General features: G+C 69.5%; 14 protein-coding genes. 10 read left to right on the forward strand and 4 right to left on the reverse strand.

The window, feature by feature from the left end; all coding sequences use genetic code 11:
* Positions 1-247: 247 nt before the first annotated feature.
* Positions 248-1660, forward strand: coding sequence for a dihydrolipoyl dehydrogenase (gene lpdA / locus JMT67_RS11265; RefSeq protein WP_201463505.1), 1413 nt, complete (start codon positions 248-250; stop codon positions 1658-1660).
* Positions 1661-1678: 18 nt separating this feature from the next.
* Here the strand turns inward: lpdA and JMT67_RS11270 are convergent, their stop codons facing one another.
* A complete protein-coding gene (locus tag JMT67_RS11270) occupies positions 1679-2476 on the reverse strand; it encodes an SDR family NAD(P)-dependent oxidoreductase (protein WP_201463506.1) in 798 nt (265 codons plus the stop codon).
* A gap of 7 nt (positions 2477-2483) precedes the next feature.
* Positions 2484-2954 carry an Rrf2 family transcriptional regulator gene (locus JMT67_RS11275; protein ID WP_201463507.1) on the reverse strand — a complete coding sequence of 157 codons (471 nt, stop codon included), beginning with the start codon at positions 2952-2954 and terminating at the stop codon, positions 2484-2486.
* 167 nt (positions 2955-3121) lie between these two features.
* Here JMT67_RS11275 and JMT67_RS11280 point away from each other — a divergent pair, with 167 nt between their 5' ends.
* The 7 genes from JMT67_RS11280 (at position 3122) to JMT67_RS11310 (ending at position 14113) form a co-directional block, all read left to right on the forward strand.
* A complete protein-coding gene (locus tag JMT67_RS11280) occupies positions 3122-5098 on the forward strand; it encodes a potassium transporter Kup (RefSeq protein WP_183216315.1) in 1977 nt (658 codons plus the stop codon).
* Positions 5099-5145: 47 nt separating this feature from the next.
* Positions 5146-6489 carry an RsmB/NOP family class I SAM-dependent RNA methyltransferase gene (locus tag JMT67_RS11285; protein WP_201463508.1) on the forward strand — a complete coding sequence of 448 codons (1344 nt, stop codon included), beginning with the start codon at positions 5146-5148 and terminating at the stop codon, positions 6487-6489.
* Positions 6490-6536: 47 nt separating this feature from the next.
* A complete protein-coding gene (gene rpe / locus JMT67_RS11290) occupies positions 6537-7208 on the forward strand; it encodes a ribulose-phosphate 3-epimerase (RefSeq protein ID WP_152949292.1) in 672 nt (223 codons plus the stop codon).
* Positions 7205-9058 (forward strand): heparinase II/III family protein, encoded by a 1854-nt coding sequence (locus tag JMT67_RS11295; protein ID WP_201463509.1) that lies wholly within the window; start codon positions 7205-7207, stop codon positions 9056-9058. The genes rpe and JMT67_RS11295 overlap by 4 nt, the downstream gene beginning before the upstream one ends.
* Positions 9059-9148: 90 nt before the next feature.
* Complete coding sequence (gene purH, locus JMT67_RS11300) at positions 9149-10753, forward strand: bifunctional phosphoribosylaminoimidazolecarboxamide formyltransferase/IMP cyclohydrolase (RefSeq protein ID WP_201463510.1); 1605 nt, start codon at positions 9149-9151, stop codon at positions 10751-10753.
* 139 nt (positions 10754-10892) lie between these two features.
* Positions 10893-11792, forward strand: a complete 900-nt coding sequence (locus JMT67_RS11305) for a dienelactone hydrolase family protein (protein ID WP_201463511.1) — start codon at positions 10893-10895, stop codon at positions 11790-11792.
* Positions 11793-12070: 278 nt separating this feature from the next.
* Positions 12071-14113: a S8 family peptidase gene (locus JMT67_RS11310; protein WP_201463512.1), complete on the forward strand. Its 2043-nt coding sequence runs from the start codon at positions 12071-12073 to the stop codon at positions 14111-14113.
* 129 nt (positions 14114-14242) lie between these two features.
* Here JMT67_RS11310 and grpE read toward each other — a convergent pair whose 3' ends face one another.
* Positions 14243-14875 carry a nucleotide exchange factor GrpE gene (gene grpE, locus JMT67_RS11315; protein ID WP_201463513.1) on the reverse strand — a complete coding sequence of 211 codons (633 nt, stop codon included), beginning with the start codon at positions 14873-14875 and terminating at the stop codon, positions 14243-14245.
* Complete coding sequence (gene hrcA / locus JMT67_RS11320) at positions 14872-15924, reverse strand: heat-inducible transcriptional repressor HrcA (RefSeq protein ID WP_182714648.1); 1053 nt, start codon at positions 15922-15924, stop codon at positions 14872-14874. The genes grpE and hrcA overlap by 4 nt, the downstream gene beginning before the upstream one ends.
* A 106-nt stretch (positions 15925-16030) precedes the next feature.
* Between hrcA and rph the strand changes: the two genes are divergently transcribed.
* Together rph and JMT67_RS11330 are read left to right on the forward strand one after the other, a co-directional pair.
* On the forward strand, positions 16031-16756 hold the full coding sequence (gene rph / locus JMT67_RS11325; RefSeq protein WP_201463514.1) for a ribonuclease PH: 726 nt from the start codon (positions 16031-16033) through the stop codon (positions 16754-16756).
* A 61-nt stretch (positions 16757-16817) separates the two neighbouring features.
* Positions 16818-17192 carry a hypothetical protein gene (locus tag JMT67_RS11330; protein ID WP_201463515.1) on the forward strand — a complete coding sequence of 125 codons (375 nt, stop codon included), beginning with the start codon at positions 16818-16820 and terminating at the stop codon, positions 17190-17192.
* Positions 17193-17289 lie beyond the last annotated feature (97 nt).

Consider the following 17289-nt stretch of genomic DNA (forward strand, 5'->3'; position numbering starts at 1 on the left):
AAGCGGTAAGAGTGGCGGGCGTGTTTTTGATGGTTTCTCTCGCGATCTCTGCGGCAGTGTCCGCTTGTTCGAATGTGACGAAGATCGTTCCAGTTGCAGATGGGTTCTATCGCATGAATGCCCTGACCGGCCGAGTAGAAGTTTGTCGTTCAGCCGGATGCTTCGAGGCCCAACAGTTCTCCATATCGACTCAATCGCTGCGTTCTTCCGGCGATAAACGGCGCTTTGACTTTGGGACAGACTCTCAGTGACCCAGACCCTGAAAACCAAAGTTCTCATCATCGGCGCGGGCACCGGCGGCTATGTCGCGGGCATCCGTTGCGGGCAGCTGGGCCTCGATACTGTGCTGGTGGACGGTGGCGACGGCCTCGGCGGGACCTGCCTGAACATCGGCTGTATTCCGTCTAAGGCTATCATCCATGCGGCGGGCAAGTTCGAGACCGTGGCCAAGGCGGCCGGGGGCGGGACCCTGGGCATCACGGCGGCCAAGCCGGCGATCGACCTGAAACAGACGGTCGCGTGGAAGGACGGGATCGTCCGCAAGCTGAACGCCGGGGTCGCGGCCCTGCTGAAGAAGGCCAAGGTCAAGGTCATCAAGGGCTGGGCCGAGTTCGCCGACGCCAAGACCTGCGTGGTGAAAACCGACGAAGGCGATATCCGCATCACCGCCGAACACGTCATATTGGCGACGGGGTCCGAGCCGGTCGAACTGCCCTTCCTGCCGTTCGGCGGCGACGTCATCTCCTCGACGGAGGCGCTGAGCCTGTCGGAGGTCCCGAAGAAGCTGGTCGTCGTCGGCGGCGGCTATATCGGGCTGGAGCTGGGCATCGCCTATCGGAAGCTGGGCGCCGAAGTCGCCATCGTCGAAATGGCCGACCGGATCCTGCCCCTGTATGACAAGGCCCTGACCGATCCGGTCGCCAAATGGCTGGAGAAGCACGGGGTCGAGCTACACCTGGGCGCGCGCGCCGGCGGGTTCGGCCCAGATGCTCAAGGTGGGGGGAAGCTGTCGATCACGACCAAGGACGGCGAACCGCTGCAGCTGGAGGCCGACAAGGTGCTGGTCACGGTCGGCCGTCGTCCGCGCACGCAAGGCTGGGGGCTGGAAAACATGGGCGTGGCCATGGCCGGTCCGTTCGTGAAGATCGACAACCGCTGCGCCACCAGCATGAAGAACGTCTGGGCCGTCGGCGACCTGACCGGCGAACCCATGCTGGCGCACAAGGGATCGGCCCAAGGCGAGGTGGTCGCCGAGATCATCGCCGGCCACGACCGGGTGTTCGATCCCACGACCATCGCCGCCGTCTGTTTCACCGAGCCGGAGATTGTTTCGGCGGGTCTGGGTCCCAGCGATGTCGAGGGCCGCGACGATGTGATCACCGCCGTCTTCCCCTTCGCCGCCATCGGCCGGGCCCTGGCCATCGAGGCCGGCGAGGACGGCGGCTTCGTGCGCGTGATCGCCTCCAAGGCCGACCACCGGCTGCTGGGGATCCAGGCCGTGGGCCAGCATGTGTCGGAACTGTCCAACAGCTTCGCCCAGATGCTGGAGATGGGGGCGGTGCTGGAAGACGTGGCCGGGACCATCCACGTCCACCCGACCCTGGGCGAAGCCTTCCACGAGGCGTCCCTGCGGGCCCTGGGCCACGCGATCCATATCTGACCTCGGCCTGGAGCGGTCCTACAGCCGCTCCAGCCGCCTGGCGTGGTTCGCCACCATCTTCAGGGCCAGACCGTCGGGCAGGACGCGCGCCAGGCCCGCCATGACATTGTTCATGACGCCGGGCGTCACGCTGGCCCGGTTCGCCTCGCAGGCGTCGTAGCCGATGCGCGCCACGCGCCCGGCGTCCATCCACATCCAGGCGGGATAGGCGCTGGATACCTGATCGCGAGACCCATTGACGTCGTGGAACTCGGTCAGGGTGTAGCCGGGGCTCAGGACCGTGACGTGGACCCCCGTCCCCAGGGTCTCCAGATGCAGGCCCTGGGAGGCCTTGATCAGGAAGCTCTTGATCGGACCATACAGGGTGTCGCCGCCCGTCGCCGGCATCTGGCCCGCCAGGGAGGCGACGTTCAGCACCCGGCCGAAGCCCCGCTGGACCATGCCGGGCAGGACCAGGCGCGACAGCTCCACCGGCGCGGTCAGCATGACCTGGATCATGGCCCGGTGGGCCGCGAGGTCGGTGTCGAGGAAGCCGGTGACCCGGCTGAAGCCCGCATTGTTGACGAGGCCGTCAACCGTCAGGCCCCGCGCCGCAACGGCCGCGATCAACCGTTCAGGGGCGGCCGGATCGGACAGATCCTCGGGAACCACGGTCGCAGTCACCCCGTGGGCGGCGGTCAACTCGTCCGCCAGCCTCGTCAGCGGCCCCTCGCGGCGCGCGGTCAGGATCAGGTTCCAGCCCTTGGCCGCATAGGTCCGGGCCAGGGCGGCGCCGATGCCAGCCGAGGCGCCGGTGATCAGGACCGTTCGGCTCATCGGCGCGTCAAGCCGCGACAGGGCAGAACTTGTGCGGCGTAAAGGCCGCCAGGGACGTAGGATTTTCCGCCAGCAGATCGGCGATGGTGATCTTGGACAGGGCCTCGGTCGCGGCCTCGTCGGCGGCGGTCAGGGCCTTGGCCACCTGGCGCGGGATATGTTCGCTGATCGGGCAGCCCTTGGCGCCGGACGGTGGGGAGCCGATGTGGGCGCAACCGTTGACGGCCTTCAACACCTCGTCCAGCCGGATGTCCTGCGGCTGGCGCAGCAGCCAGGAGCCGCCGGTCGCGCCGGGGCGGGTGGCGATCAGACCGGCCTTGGCCAGCAGGGCCGTGACCCGGCGCACCACAACAGGATTGGTCGGTATGGAGGAGGCCAGAACGCCGCTGGGCGCCGCCCGATCAGGCGAAAACGCCCCCTTGTGGGCCATATAGGCCAGGGCGTGGGCGGCGACGGGGAAGCGCTGGCTGTCTGACATGATCGTGTTCCTGAAGGGAAAATAGGCGCTCGCGCGCCGAATCACAAATCTCCGCCTGTCCGGAGAAACCGAATCCCGCGCGCCGCGATTGAAGCGGACGCGGAATGAGCCTAAAGGCTCGCCGCTTTGAAGGGCTCGACCTGTCGTCGACGACCCGGAGGATACGCATGGCCGGGGACACTCCCCACGACGCGGGCGCTCTCCCCGCCGCGTCGAACACGCCGAACAAGTCCACCCACGCCACGGGACCCGAGTCCCAAGCTCCAGCAGGCCAGATCGCCAAACACGGCGGCTTCTGGGCCCTGACGGTCGGCGCGATCGGCGTGGTGTTCGGCGACATCGGCACCAGCCCGCTCTACGCCCTGCGCGAGGCGATCGATCACGCCCGCTCGGGCGTGGGCGGCGACCTGGCCGTGGTCGGCGTGGTCTCCCTGGCCTTCTGGGCCCTGATGGTGGTGGTGACGTTCAAATACGTCTTCTTCCTGATGCGGGCGGACAACAAGGGCGAGGGCGGCACCCTGTCCCTGATGGCCCTGGCCCAGCACGCGGTCGGACGGCGCAGCGCCTGGATCTTCATCCTGGGCGTCTGCGGCGCAGCCCTCTTCTATGGCGACGGCATCATCACCCCGGCCATTTCGGTGCTGTCGGCCGTCGAGGGCCTTCAGGACGCGCCGGGCCTGGCCGGACGTCTGGATCCCTTCATCGTGCCGATCTCCGCCGGGATTCTGGTGGCCCTGTTCATGGCTCAGTCGGGCGGCACCGCCAGCCTGGCCAAATATTTCGGCCCGATCACCGCCGTCTGGTTCCTCAGCCTCGGGGGGCTGGGTCTTTATCACATCTTCGACGACGTCAGCATTCTGCGGGCTCTCTCGCCCCACTACGGCGTCATGCTGCTGATCAATGACGGCTTCCTGGGCTTCGTCATCCTGGGCAGCGTCTTCCTGGCCGTGACCGGCGCCGAGGCCCTGTATGCGGACATGGGCCATTTCGGAAAGGCGCCGATCCGCATGGGATGGCTGGCCTTCGTCCTGCCCTGCCTGACCCTGAACTATCTGGGCCAGGGCGCCCTGATCCTGGACAATCCGGCCGCGTCGGAGAACCCCTTCTGGAACATGGTGCCGGAGATGGCCTATTGGCCGATGCTGATCCTGGCCACCGCCGCCACCGTCATCGCCTCCCAGGCCGTGATCACCGGAGCCTTCTCGGTCACCCAGCAGGCGGTGCAGCTGGGCCTGCTGCCCCGGATCGACATTCGCAACACCTCCGAAACCCAGGCGGGCCAGATCTTTGTGCCGGCGGTCAACACCTTCCTGATGATCGGGGTCCTGCTGCTGCTGGTGGTCTTCCAGAGCTCGCACAATCTGACCGCCGCCTATGGTGTGGCCGTCACCGGGACCATGCTGGTCAACACCCTGATGAGCTATTCGGTGATCACCAAGGGCTGGAAATGGCCGATGTGGGCGGTCGCCGGAACCCTGATCCCCTTCGCCTTCATCGACAGCGTCTTCCTGACCTCCAACCTGCTGAAGATTCCCGACGGCGCCTGGATGCCCCTGGTTCTGGGGGCGATGCTGGTCCTGATCATGTGGACCTGGGTGCGCGGCACCCAGATACTGACGACCAAGACCCGCAAGGACAGCCTGCCTCTGACCGACCTGATCGAGATGCTTCAGGCGCGGCCGCCGCACCGCGCGCCCGGCACGGCCATCTTCCTGACCAGCGATCCCGACGTCGCCCCGGTCGCCCTGATGCACAATCTCAAGCACAACAAGGTCCTGCACGAGAAGAACGTCATCCTGACCGTGCGCACCTCCGAGCGGCCCCGCGTCAAGGAGGCGGATCGGGTGCGGATGGAGCCGATCAATGACGACTTCAAGAAGCTGACCATCACCTATGGCTTCATGGAGACGCCGAACGTGCCGCGCGCCCTGGGTCTGTGCCGCAAACAGGGACTGAAGTTCGACATCATGTCGACCAGCTTCTTCCTGGGCCGCCGGTCGCTTATCCCGTCGGCGCGCCAGGGCATGCCCCTGTGGCAGGACCGGCTGTTCATCTTCCTGATGCGCAACGCCGCCAATCCGACCGACTTCTTCCACATCCCGCCCGGCCGCGTGGTCGAGCTGGGCGCCCAGGTGGCGGTTTGAGGCCGGGCGCCCGGCCGGGCCAAAACTCCGAGGCGCGGGGCCGCCGGATGGCGACCAAGGGCAGGCCGCGTCCCGCTTCTGCCTCGGAAGCCTTGTCTGAAACCCCGCACCATGACGATATCGGGGTGGAGGCCCGCCTCGTCGCCGGCCTGTTGCTGAACGCGGCGCTGGAGCGACGCAACGGACTGGACGAAGCCCTGTCCCAGCCGGCCGCCCGCGCCCTGGCGCCGGTCGATCGCGCCTTCGCCCGGGCGGTGGCCATGGCGGCCCTACGGCGTCTGGGCGAGATCGACCAGATCCTGGATCGCCGCCTGCAGAAGTCGCCGCCCGAGGCCGTGCGCACCTTGATGCGCATCGCCCTGGCCCAGACCCTGGTGCTGGAGACCCCGGCCTTCGCCGCCGTCTCCACGGCCGTGAAACTGGCCGAGCGCGATCCCAAGACCCGGCCGTACAAGAACCTGGTCAACGCCGTGCTGCGCGGCGTGGGCCGCGACGGCCCCGGCCTGACCACGGCCGAGAGCAATCTGCCCGACTGGATCGCCGCCCGCTGGCGGGCGACCTATGGCGAGGCGGCCCTGACCGGCCTGGCCCTGGCCGCGCGCGAGGAGCCGCCGACCGATCTCAGCCTAAAGCCCGGCGTCGATCCCGCCGCCGTCGCCGAGGCGGTGGAGGGCGAGGTTCTGGACGGGGGTACGGTCCGCACCGGCCGTCGCGGCGATGTCGCCGCCTGGCCCGGCTTCGAGACCGGCGATTGGTGGGTTCAGGACGCCGCCGCCGCCGTCCCCGGCCGCCTGCTGGACGTCAAGCCCGGCGAGACCGCCCTGGATATGTGCGCCGCCCCCGGCGGCAAGACCCTGCAACTGGCCGCCGCCGGCGCTTCGGTGGTCGCCCTGGACCGGTCGGCCCCGCGCCTGAAACGTCTGACCCAGAACCTGGAGCGCACCGGCCTCGCCGCCGAGGTGGTCGCCGTCCCGGCCGAGGACTGGGAGGACGACCGCACATTCGACGCCGTGCTGCTGGACGCCCCCTGCACGGCCACCGGCACCTTCCGCCGCAATCCGGAAGTCCTGCGCGCCACCAAGCCGGCCGAGGTCGCCAAACTGGCCGACGTCCAGCACCGGCTGCTCGACGCCGCCGCCGAACGGGTCAAGGCGGGCGGCCGTCTGGTCTATTGCACCTGTTCGCTGGAGCGCGAGGAGGGCGAGACCCAGGTGATCGCCTTCCTGCGCCGCAACCCCGGTTTCCGCACGGTTCCGGCCGACCCCGCCGCCGTCGGCGCCCCGGCCGAGGCCCTGACGCCGGAAGGCTGGCTGCGCATTCTGCCTTCCCAATGGGCCGAACGCGGCGGCCTGGACGGCTTCTTCGCCGCACGGCTGGAGCGGATTTCCTGACGGTCGGCGGCTTGCCCCCGTGGGCAAGCCGTCCTATCCGAGGGGCCATGGCCGCACCCCTGATCTGCCCATCCATCCTCGCCAGCGATTTCGCGCGCCTGGGTGAAGAAGTCCGCGCTCTGGAAGCCGCCGGCGCCGACTGGATCCACATCGATGTGATGGACGGCCATTTCGTGCCCAACATCACCCTGGGTCCCGACATCGTGAAGGCGCTCCGACCGCACACCCGTCTGCCGTTCGACGTCCATCTGATGGTCGCGCCGGTCGATCCGTGGCTGGAGGCCTATCGCGAGGCCGGGGCCGATCTGCTGACGGTCCATCCCGAAAGCGGGCCGCACGTCCACCGCACCCTGGGCCGGATCCGCCAGCTGGGCGCCAAGGCGGGCCTGGTCTTCAATCCGGGCACGCCCCTGTCGATCCTGGAGGAGGTGGTCGATCTGGTGGACCTGGTGCTGATCATGTCGGTCAATCCCGGCTTCGGCGGGCAGAAGTTCATCGACGGTTCGCTGCGTAAGATCGAAAGGGCGCGCGCCATTCTGGATCGCGCCGGATCGCCGGCCCATCTACAGGTGGACGGCGGCGTGACCTCGGCCAATGCGGGCGCCTGCGTCGGCGCAGGGGCCGACGCCCTGGTCGCGGGCTCCTTCGTCTTCAAGGGCGATTATGCGGCCAATATCGCCGCCCTGAAGTCCGCCCCGAACGCTTCGACCGCCGGGTGAGCCCCTTGGGTCCCTTCGCTCCGCGGCGCGAGGCCGAGACGCCGGACGTCGCCTCGGGCCAGATCCCGGGCCTTCCGGGCGCGCCGGTCCGCACGCCCGTCCGGGCGGGGCAGGCGGCGACCAGCGCCGGTCTTTGGCCCGCCATCGCCGGGCGTCTGATCACCCGTCAACTGTGGATCGAGCTTTACGGCCTTCCCGGCTATGGTCTGACCCTGAGCCCCGTGCTGAGCGGGGGCAAGGTCACGGCCTTCGCCGCGACGCCGCGGGATTTCCGGCCGCACGATCCCGCCCCGGGCAAGAACCTGCTGGTCGGGCGCTTTATCCTGGCCGGCGCCTCCATGGAGGTGGAGCCCCCGTCCGATCCATGGAACCGACCCAGTCCGTCGCGGCCCTTCGCCGTCGAATTGCACGCCTTCAACTGGCTGCCGGCCCTGATGGCCCAGGGCGAGCGCGGCGCGCGCGAGGCCCTGCGCCTGGCCCTGGCCTGGGCTGACGCCTTCGCCCGCTGGTCGCCCTTCGCCTGGGGGCCGGAGATTCTGCCGCGCCGGGTGATCAACCTGGCCTGCGCCGCCCGCCGCATGGGGGCGGTGGCGACCGAGGCGGAACGGTTGAGGCTGGCCGACAGTCTGGCGCGCCAGACGCGCCAGCTGTTGCGTCCGCCGGGCGGCCTGGCCACGCGGGCGGAGCGTCTGACCGCCGCCGCCATCGGGGGCTGCGTCCTGGCCGGCGCGCCGGGGCAGGGCCTGCGTCGCCGCGCCCTGGGCGGTCTGGCGGGGGCGCTGCGCGTCACGGTTCACGACGACGGTTCGCATGCGTCACGCAGTCCCGAGGCGGGGCTGGAGCTGCTCTTGGACCTCCTGACCCTCGACGACGCCCTGGCCCAGCTGTCCGAACCGACGCCGCAGCCGGTGTCGGAGGCGATCGACCGCCTGACCCAGGGCTTGCGCCTTCTGACCCTCCCCGACGGGCGGCTGGCCGGTTTTCAAGGCGGTGGTCCCTCATCGGCCGCCCGTGTGGCCGCCGCCCGCGCCCATGACGAGGCCGCGACGGCGAGCCGTGCGGCCGATCCCACCCATCCGCCGGTCGGCCGGATCGGCGGACTGGTGCGGATCGCCAGCCCCCTGTTGTCCATCGTCGCCGACGCCGCCTCGCCCGCGCGCGGCGCCTGGGGCGCCACGGCCTGCGCCCAGCCGCTGGCGCTGGAGATCGCCTGCGGCAAGGACCGTCTGGTCACCGGCTCCGGCTGGACCCCCGCAGCCACCGATCGTCAGGCCCTGCGCCTGACCCCCGGCCATTCGACCCTGACCCTGGGCGAGCGGTCGCTGAACGAACCCTTGGGCGGCTGGAAGGGAGAGCTTCTGGGACCGCGCCTGGTCGGGCCGCCGATCCATGTGACCACCGACCAGAGGGAAGCCGAGGGGGCGGTCTGGCTGGAGATGGAGCATGACGGCTGGAACGAAGCCTTCGGCCTGAACCACCAGCGGCGCCTGTATCTGGACCAGAGGCTGGACGAGTTGCGAGCGGAGGAGAAGCTGTTCCCGACGCCCGGCCGCAAGGAGGTGATCCGCCAGATCGCGGCCCCCTACGCCATCCGCTTCCATCTGGAGCCGGGGGTTCAGGCCTCGCTGGCGCGCGACCGGCGCTCGATCCTGCTGCGCGGCGCCTCGGGCCGGGGCTGGTGGTTCCGGACCGACGGGCCCGACGTGGCCATCGAACCCAGCGTCCATATCGACGCCGGCCTGACCCGCCGCAGCTTGCAGATCGTCGTGCGCGGCTCGGCCCGGACCGACAGCGAGAGCCGGATCCGCTGGAAGCTGAGCCCGGCGGGCGCGAGCGGCGATCCGAGCTGATCCTCGTCAGAAACCGTCCGTGGGGTGACGAGGCGGCCGTTTGGCGCTAGAGGGCGCCCCATCCTCCCCCAAGCCTTCACGGACGCCGCCATGCCCGCCGCTCCCGACTTCCCCCCCGCCCCTGACCGGGTCAAGCCGCAACGCGCCCTGATCTCCCTGTCCGACAAGGCCGGGCTGGAGGACGTCGCCCGCACCTTGAACGACCTGGGCGTCGAACTGGTCTCGACCGGGGGCACCAAGGCGGCGATCGCCAAACTGGGCCTGCCGGTCAAGGATGTGGCCGATCTGACCGGCTTCCCCGAGATGATGGACGGCCGGGTCAAGACCCTGCACCCCGTGGTCCACGGCGGCCTCCTGGGCGTGCGCGACGCCGCCGACCATGCCCAGTCCATGATCGACCACGGCATCGGCGCCATCGATATCGTCTGGATCAACCTGTACCCGTTTGAATCAACCGTTGCGGCGGGCGGCTCGTTCGAGGCGGCGGTCGAGAATATCGACATCGGCGGCCCGGCCATGATCCGTTCGGGCTCCAAGAACCACGGCTATGTCGCCGTCGCCGTCGACGGCGAGAGCATCGGCCTGATTCTGGAGGCGCTGAAGGCCGAGGGTTCGACCGATCTGGCCCTGAGGAAGCACCTGGCCGCCCGCGCCTTCGCCCGCACCGCCGCCTATGACGCCGCCGTCTCCGCCTGGTTCGCAAGCCAGATCGAGGACGCCCCTCCGGCCCGCAAGTCCGTCGCCGGATCGCTGGCCCAGACCCTGCGCTATGGCGAAAACCCGCACCAGACCGGCGCCTTCTACCGCACCGGCGAGCGCCGTCCGGGCGTGGCCTATGCGACCCAGGTCCAGGGCAAGGAGCTGGGTTACAACAATATCGCCGACGCCGACGCCGCCTATGAGCTGGTCGCCGAGTTCGAGGCCCCGGCCTGCGTCATCGTCAAACACGCCAACCCCTGCGGCGTGGCTGTGGGCAAGGATCTGTCCGAAGCCTATGCCCGCGCCCTGGAATGCGACGCCGTCTCGGCATTCGGCGGCGTGATCGCCGTCAACCGGCCGCTGAACGGCGACGACGCCCGCGCCATCACCGGAATCTTCACCGAGGTGGTCATAGCCCCCGGCGCCGACGACGAGGCCAAGGCCGTCTTCGCCGCCAAGAAGAACCTGCGCCTGCTGATCACCGACGGCCTGCCCGATCCGCACGGGCCGGGCGAGGTGTTCCGTTCGGTCGCCGGCGGCTTCCTGGTCCAGAGCCGCGACCGGTCGCTGATCAAGCCTTCGGATCTGAAGATCGTGACGAAGCGCCAGCCGACCCCGACCGAGATCCAGGACATGCTGTTCGCCTTCACCGTGACCAAACACGTCAAGTCCAACGCCATCGTCTACGCCAAGGACGGCCAGACCGCCGGCATCGGCGCGGGCCAGATGAACCGCCGCGACAGCGCCCGCATCGCCGCCATCCGCGCCAAGGAGGCCGGCGAGGCCAAGGGTCTGACCACTTCGCTGGCCGAGGGGTCGGCCTGCGCCTCGGAAGCCTTCTTCCCCTTCGCCGACGGCCTCTTGGAAGCCGTCGCGGCCGGGGCCACGGCGGTGATCCAGCCCGGCGGCTCGATGCGCGACGCCGAAGTCATCGCCGCCGCCGACGAGAAGGGGATCGCCATGGCCTTCACGGGCGTGCGGGTCTTCCGGCACTGACCTCTTGGGGAAGAAGGGCGCTATCGCTCGCGACGCGGTGAGCGGCCTTCTTTCCATCGTTGACGTCCTCGCGTTCGTGACTGGACGCCCCCCGCGCGCCGTGATGGTCTGGCGGTTCCCCCGTTTCTGGAGCCGTCCCATGACCACCCTGATCCGTCCCGAAGGCCAGACCGCCGATGATCTGAAGCTCAGCCGCAGGGCGGTGGGGGCGCTTGGGGGGCTGTTCTTTTCCGGCTATGCGGTCGCCGCCCTGGCCAGGGAGGCCAAGCCGATCACCACCGACGCCGCCGGATTGGAGAGGGCGGAGGTCGCCTATCCGGCGCCGGACGGGTTTCAACTGCCGGCCTATGTGGCGCGTCCGGCCGGAGACGGCCCCTTCCCCGTCGTGATCGTGGTGTCCGAGATCTTCGGGGTTCACGACTATATCAAGGACGTCTGCCGCCGCCTGGCCAAACAGGGCTACGCCGCCATCGCCCCGGCCTTCTTCGTCCGGGTCGAAGATCCGGCGCCCCTGTCCGACATGGGCCGGATCATGCAGATCGTGGGCGCGGCGAACTATGAACAGGTGATGGGCGACCTGTCGGCCACCCTGGAATGGGCCAGCCAGCAGCTGTGGGCGCGCGACGGCAAGGTCGGGATCACCGGCTTCTGCTGGGGCGGCAAGGTGGTGTGGCAGGCGGCGGCGCGCTTCGCCGCCATCGGCGCGGGCGTGGCCTGGTACGGGCGTCTGGCCCCCGCCCCCGACGCGACGCCGGTTCAGGTCTCGTCCGGCCAGCCCTGGCCGGTGGATCTGGCCGACGATCTGAAGGCGCCGGTCCTGGGTCTGTACGGCGGTCAGGACCAGGGCATTCCCCTGGCCAGCGTCGAACGGATGCGCCAGGCCCTGGCCCGCGCCGGTCAGACCCAGAGCCGGATCGACGTCTATCCCGACGCCCCGCACGGCTTCCACGCCGACTACCGCGCCAGCTACGCCGAGGCGGACGCCAAGGACGGTTGGGCCAAACTGCTGGCGGTTTTCGATAAAGCGTTAAAGAATTAGGCGGTTACTGGGTGAAGGCGCGGCGACCGACCGCGCGGCTGGGGAGGAACGACGTGGTCGGAAAACAGTTGAAGCGGGCGATTCTGCTGAGCGCCGGTCTTCTGGCCTGCCGCTGGCGGCCTGCGGAGGGGGCGGCGGAGGAGGCGGTTCCGGTTCGGTGACGCCGGTGATTCCTCCCCCGCCTCCACCGCCTCCTCCTTCCACCACCCCCGCCGCCTCCCCCAGCGCCGCCGTCCACCACGTCACGAGAGTATGAGCGCAACTATGGTCTGGCCAATGTGAAGGCCGAGGCCGCCTGGCGGGCCGGCGCCACCGGAAGCGGGGTCACCGTCGCCGTGGTCGATTCCGGCGTCAGTCGAGACCAGGCGGACCTCATCGGACGGATCTCCGCCGCCTCGACCGACGTGGTTCCCGGCCGTAATGCGCCCTATGTCGCCGAAAGCAGCCACGGGACGCGGGTCTCCGGCGTGATCGCCTCCAACTTCAACGGCCAAGGCACGATCGGCGTCGCCTATGAATCGACGATCTTGTCGATCCGCACTGACATCTCCGACTGCGAGGAGAAGAACACCGACGTCTGTTTCAGCAGTTCGGACCTGGTCCGGGCCCTGGACTACGCCGTGGCCAATGGGGTCAAGATCATCAACATGTCCCTGGGCGGCGACGGCCGTCTGGGCTCGGCCTTCGAGGCGGCGCTTCTGCGGGCGGTCAATGCGGGGGCGGTGATCGTGGCCTCGTCCGGAAACGACGGCGAGGCCAATCCCGGCTGGCCGGCGCGTTACGCCGTCGATCCCCGCTTCGCCGGGGCCGTGATCGCGGTCGGATCGCACAACGCCGCCAACGCCATGTCCAGCTTTTCGAACAGGGCCGGGGTGGCCGCGGCGGGCTATATCTCGGCGCCGGGTGAACTCATCGTCACCGGCTGTGACGAGTCGTTCTGCCGACAGGTGCGCGGCACCTCCTTCTCGGCGCCGCACGTCGCCGGCGCCCTGGCCCTGTTGATGGACGCCTTTCCCAATCTGACGGGGCGCCAAGCCCTGTCCCTGCTGACCGAGACCGCGCGGGACGCCGGGGACGCCGGGACCGACGTCGTCTATGGCCGCGGCCTTCTGGACCTGGCGCGCGCCTTCCAGCCGGCGGGGGCCACCTCTGTGCCCCTGGCGGACGGCGCGACCCTGGTCGCCGCGACGGAGCCCGGCAGTTTCGTCGGCTCGGCCTTCGGCGACGCCTTTGCGCGCCAGACGGCGCTCGAAACGGTGCTGTTTGACAGTTACGACCGAATGTTCGCGGTCCAGCTGGGCGGCGCCTATCCGACGGCGCCCAGCCGTTCGTACCAGGCCGCGCCGTTCGAACCCAGCCGCACCGCCACCACCAGCCTCAGCCTGCCCCGCGGCGGGCGGCTGAGCCTGACCGCCGCCCAGTCGGACCAGCCTTTCGAGGCGGGAATCGCACGCCGCGACCTGACCGACGCTCCCTGGCTGGGCGAGGAACCCCGCCAGGAGGCCCTGCTGGATCTGGAGATCGGCCGCCTGAACTTTGCGACCTGGCAGGGCCGCGGCGGCGCCGTCTCTCCGTTCAAGGGCGCGGCGGGCGACGGTTTCGCCGCCCTGGCCCAGGCCGATCATGCGGCGCGCGGTCAGGTCCGCCTGGGGGCCTTCACCCTGGCGGCCGAGAGCGGCGGGGCCGACCGCCGCATGCCGCTGCGTCGGGTCGAAGAAGACGCCTCCACCTACAGCCGCGCCACCCTGGCCTGGCGCGGCGCCGACGGCGGCCTGTCGCTGAGCCTGGGCGCCCTTGACGAGCGTCTGGGACCGCTGGGGGCCTTCATCCCGGGCGGTTCGGACTTCGCCCTGCCGTCGCGGACCCGCTTCTATGCCGTGGGCGGGGACTGGACCCTGCGGCCGGGTCTGGCCCTGCTCGGCGAAGCGGGCCTGGGCGCGACCGAGACGCAAGGCCGCTTCCTATCGACGGACCAGGCGGCGATCAGCTCCAACTGGTGGCTGGCCCTGCTGACGGGCTGCACCGCCCTGTGCGACCGGATCAGCTTCACCGTCTCACAGCCGCTGCGGATCGAGCGCGGAACCTTTTCGGCCTGGCTGGCGGATGTGCCGGTCGACTATTTCGACCCCCTGACCTATTCGCGTCGCCGCTTCTCGGCCGCGCCCAGCGGGCGTCAGATCGACTTCATCCTGGGCGGCGAACGCAGTCTGCGGGACGGCTCCAGCCTGTCGCTGCAAGCCGTGGCCAGCCGCGAACCGCGCCATACGGCCGACGCGGATCCGGAGTTCGCCCTGATCGGGGCCTGGCGGCGCCGGTTCTGAGGGCGTGCTGGTGACTAGTGCCAGTGAGCGAGAATTGAGCGGCCTTGAACGTCGTGCCGAACGCCTCGCTCACCTGCCGCCCACCAGCACTATTCACTAGCACCAACCCTCCTCAGAGGAGGGCGGTGATCAAGCCTTGCCGTCGAAGGCGTGAGTCTGGGGTTCGCCGCCGCCGCCGCCATAGGGGTTCGACGGCTGGGCGCCCGAGCCCTTGGCGGCCACCACCACCATGGCCGGGCGGATGGTGCGACCGAACAGTTCGAAACCGGACTGCATGGTCTGGACCACGGCTCCGCCCGGCACCGTGTCCGACGGCTGTTCAATCATGGCCTGGTGCAGATGGGGATTGAAGGCCTCGCCGGCCTCGGGCGCGACCCGCTTCAGACCGTTGGTCTCGAACGCCTGCAGCAGGGCCTTCTGCGTCATTTCCAGACCCGTCACCAGACCGGCCGTGGCGCCTTCGGCGTCCTTGGGCGCGGCCATCAGGGCGCGCTCAAGATTGTCGGCCACGCCCAGCAGATCCTTGGCGAAGCGCTGGATGGCGTAGGCGCGGGCGTCGTTCTGCTGGGCCTCTGAACGGCGCTTCAGATTCTCCATCTCGGCGGCGACGCGCAGGGCGCGGTCCTTCCACTCGTCCCGCTCGGCGATCACGGCGTCCAGCGGCGCCAGATTGTCCGACGGCTCGGCGTCCAGTCCGTGTTCGGCGTTCAGTTCCGCCTCTTCCATTCCGTTCAGCTCATCGTTCTGGGGTTTGTCGCTCACGTTTCTTTCCCGTCCAGCATCCGGCCCAGCACCCGGGCGGTATAGTCCACCAACGGAATGACACGGGCGTAGTTCAGTCGCGCCGGTCCTATGACGCCTATGGCGCCCAGAACCCGCTGTCGGCCGCTCATATAGGGCGCCGCGATCACGGCGGAACCCGAAAGTGAAAACAGACGGGTTTCGGCGCCGATGAAAATCCGCACCCCCTGCGCCGCATCCACACCGTCCAGCAGGCCGATCAGCTGTTCCTTCTGCTCCAGGTCGTCGAACAGGACCCGCACCCGCTCCAGATCGGCCAGGCCTTCGCCGTCCTGCAGCAGATTGGCCCGACCCCGCACGATCAGGGCCCGCTCGCGGTCCGGCCCGCCGGACCAGGCGGCCAGGCCGTCCTCGACCAGCCGGGCGGCGGCCTGGTCCAGCTCGCGCCGGGCGATCTCCAGCTCCTGGGTCATTTCCCGCTTGGCCTCGGCGAAGGGCCGGCCGCGCAGCCGGGCGTTCAGGAAGTTGGAGGCCTCCGTCAGGGTCGAGGGGGTGACCCCCGCCGCCAGGCTCATGATCCGATTCTCCACCGTGCCGTCGTCGGCGACGATGACCGCCAGGGCCTGATCCCCGCCCAGGGCGACGAACTCCACATGCTTGACCCCGGCGTCGCGCACCGGGCTGGAGACCACGCCTGCGCCCCCCGCCAGGCCCGACAACAGATTGGACGCCTCGTCCAGGGCGGCCTCGAAATTGCGGCCCCGGCCGGCCAGGCGGGCGTCGATCTCGCGCCGCTCCTCCTTGGTGAGGTCGCCGATCTCCAAGAGGCCGTCGACGAACAGGCGCAGACCCGCATGGGTGGGAATCCGCCCCGCCGAGGCGTGGGGCGAGGCCAGAAGGCCCGCCAGGGTCAGGTCCTGCATCGTATTGCGGATCGAGGCCGGCGACAGGGCGATCCCGCCCAGCGACAGGGTCCGCGACCCGACCGGTTCGCCCGTCTCGAGATAGCTCTCGACGATGCGCCGGAAGATGTCGCGCGCGCGCGCGTCCAGCCCGGCCAGCCCCGCCAGAGACTGGCCCGTCGCCGGACCGCCGTCGAACGGCGGGGTTTTGGGGGCATACAGGCTCACGTTTTCAGGATAATCACCGCCGCCCCAGCTTCCAAGGACTCATCTCATGCGCCATTCGCAACGCACCGACGCCCAGCTGCGTCCCGTGACCATCGAGACCGGCGTCAATCGCTACGCCGAAGGCTCGTGCCTGATCAGCTTCGGCCACACCAAGGTTCTGGTGACGGCCTCGGTCGAGGAGACCATCCCCGGCTGGATGCGCGGCAAGGGCCAGGGCTGGGTCACGGCCGAATACGGCATGCTGCCCCGCGCCACCCACACCCGCGGCCGCCGCGAGGCCGCCGCCGGCAAACAGACGGGCCGCACCCAGGAAATCCAGCGCCTGATCGGTCGCAGCTTGCGCGCCGTCGTCGATCTGAAGGCGTTGGGCGAGCGTCAGGTGGTGCTGGACTGCGACGTGATCCAGGCCGACGGCGGCACCCGCACCGCCGCCATCACCGGCGCCTGGGTCGCCATGGCCTCGGCCCTCAACTATCTGCGCGACGAAGGCGTGCTGAAGTCCGACCCGATCCTGGACCAGGTGGCCGCCGTCTCCTGCGGCGTCTGCGACGGGGTTCCGGTGCTGGACCTCGACTATGAAGAGGATTCCGAGGCCGAGGCCGATTCCAACTTCGTCCTGACCGGCGCGGGCCAGATCGTCGAGATCCAGGCCACGGGCGAAAAGCGCGGATTCACCCGCGCCGAATTCGACCGCCTGTTCGCCCTGGCCGAGACCGGCTGCACTGAGCTGTTCGCCCTGCAGAAGGCGGCGCTGGAGGCGGTGCGCTCTTAAGGGGTTTCGCGCGTTCAACAGGCGGGTCATCGTGGCTATGACCCTCAGCCCGGAGATGTCGATGCGCCCTTTCCTGTCCGCCTGTTTCGCCCTGTCGGCCGTCCTCGCGGTCGCCGCCTGCCAGTCCGGGGAGGACAGGACCGCGCCCGCTGCGGACCCCGGTTCGGGGGCGCAGACCGCAGCAGAGGCGGTTCCGGGTCCGGCGTCTTCGGATCAGCCCGATACGGGCGCTGAACAAGGCCTCGCAGCCCAGACCGCATGCCGAGCGGATATCGGCGAGGCGGCGGCGGCGCGTCTGGTCGAGCGCTGCATCCAGGTGAGTCCGGCCACCCATCCGCCCTGTAACGCCGACAATCCCTGCGCCCTGATCCAGGGCGAGATCGACCGGTCCTGCAAGCTTTGGGACAAGGACCCGCCCCCCGAATGCCGCTCTTGAGACAGCCGCCAGAGCCTGATCGTTCTGGACGGAACCGCTGCGCGACGCCGCCAAAGCCGTGAATCAGGCCCTATGAAAAAGGCCCCGCCGTCGCCGG

It is taken from the genome of Brevundimonas aurantiaca (assembly GCF_904830995.1).
Lineage (GTDB): Bacteria > Pseudomonadota > Alphaproteobacteria > Caulobacterales > Caulobacteraceae > Brevundimonas > Brevundimonas aurantiaca.